The following is a 1,645-nucleotide window of genomic DNA, read 5'->3' as shown; positions in this document are numbered from 1 at the left end:
GATGAGACCCTCCTTCCTCTCGCCATGGCCCCTCTCGGTCATGCTCCCGGCGACTCGCTCTCGCAGATCGCCGCGCCAGTCGCCGCGTGTTCACCCCCCTCGGTCACGCCAGTGGTCGATCCGTTCGGGTCGGCGCCCCCGAACATCCTGGCGGTCTCGAATAGACTGCAGGATGAGATCCAACAACTCTTCGCGCGTTCGGATCCGGTCCCTCAGAAGATGCCGCACGCCGCGCTCCTCATCGAGACGGCTGTCGCTCCATCCCTTAGCCAAGGCGGAGCTTGTTGTCGGGTGAATTGCAGTTGCAGATACAGCAATTGCGACAACTGCGCCGGCAACCTGGGGCAGCCGCGTCATTGCGCCTCCTTATCGTAATGAGGACAAGGCCCGAAGACGGACCTGTTTCGCAGCCGCTCAGCGCAGCTGACCATTACTTCTATCCGTGCCCTGCAGCCGCGGCATTGATACACATCAATCGCTCGTTATTCGATCGGGCGTCCAAGTTGGCCCTTATCAAGCACACGATTCACCGGATTCCGATCGCTGCAGCTGGGCGGCTCTGTGGTCCTGCGGAACGTATATGACGGTCGCCGCCCTGTCCGCTTGCGCGCATGAGGGAAGGCTGATCAACCGCCCCGCCGGTCCGATCGCGATGGGAGACTCGTAACGCTTGTTTCTGGGACTTATCTGCAACGTCGACGCTTTTCGGAGGCGAAATATCCAAAATCATCTTCAAGTTTGATCTCGGGTTCGCCTACCAGCAATGACGCTGTCCCAATGCATCCACTCTGCTTTCTCTTTGTCGCCGCGATGCTGCCCGAATCGGAAGGCTATTGACGCGCTCACAACGCTCCTTGCGTTGTACCTGGCGAAGCTCGCTCCATCCCTTCAGCCCCCAGCCCCAGGGTGGAGCGAGTGTCCAGCAGTGCAGCGTCTGTCCTTCGCTGGTCGATCATTTGCACAGCGGTATCATTTGCGCCTGCCAGGACGTTGATAATCGCGGCCCACACAGCCTGCCCGTCGCCAACGAACGCAGCGATTGTAGCAGGTAGTGTACGGGCCGGAGGCGTCAGGTAGATCGCGCCATGGTGCCCCGGATCGTGAGACCCAGAAGATGCCGTTGAGTGCACGGCGGTCATTCACCCGCGGTACGCCGCCGGCTTGTTCGGCAACATTGGCTTGATGGCAGCCCACTCCGTAAGCCTCCGGCGAGGCTTTCAATTACCCACAAATTCTACTCCGACCATGGCGCCGAGCGCGATGTCAGTGAGGCGTGACAGCCCGCGCCACATGACGGTATTGCCAGGCGGCGGATCGCTGGCGCGGGCGAGATAACCGCCGAGCCGGGCGATCTTGATCAGATAGTGCGAGAGCGTTTTCTGTCTCGCTTTTGGTTTGTCGTTGACGAGGCGATCGAGCACGCCGATTTCAGTCGCAGTCAACGCGAGGGTTGGCGGTGCGTCTGGGGCGGAACGGTTGAGCATCGTCATCCAGAAGACCCGCCAACTCAGGATGCAAAAGAGCGAGATCAGATTGGTCAGACGCTGGGCGGTCCTGAAATGGACCCCGGTTTTGGGACCAGAGGCTAAGTTGGAAAAGGGCCGCTCCGTTTGATAGACGGAGGGCATGATGACGACGAAGACAC

At 60.3% G+C, this 1,645-nt stretch carries 1 protein-coding gene and 1 pseudogene; both read right to left on the bottom strand.

Annotated features, from left to right (window positions below; genetic code table 11):
• Nucleotides 1–947 precede the first annotated feature (947 nt).
• Nucleotides 948–1,175, bottom strand: a pseudogene (locus CWO89_RS43955) (transposase); the annotation flags it as partial.
• Nucleotides 1,176–1,217: 42 nt separating this feature from the next.
• A partial coding sequence (locus CWO89_RS43950) for an IS4 family transposase (protein WP_283813594.1) occupies nt 1,218–1,645 on the bottom strand: 428 nt, incomplete at its 5' end.

Origin of the sequence: Bradyrhizobium sp. Leo170 (genome assembly GCF_004296405.1) — a bacterium.
In the GTDB taxonomy this organism is placed as follows: Bacteria; Pseudomonadota; Alphaproteobacteria; order Rhizobiales; family Xanthobacteraceae; genus Bradyrhizobium.
The sequence above is the reverse complement of the archived record's forward strand: the minus strand, read 5'-3'. Positions and strand labels throughout refer to the sequence as shown.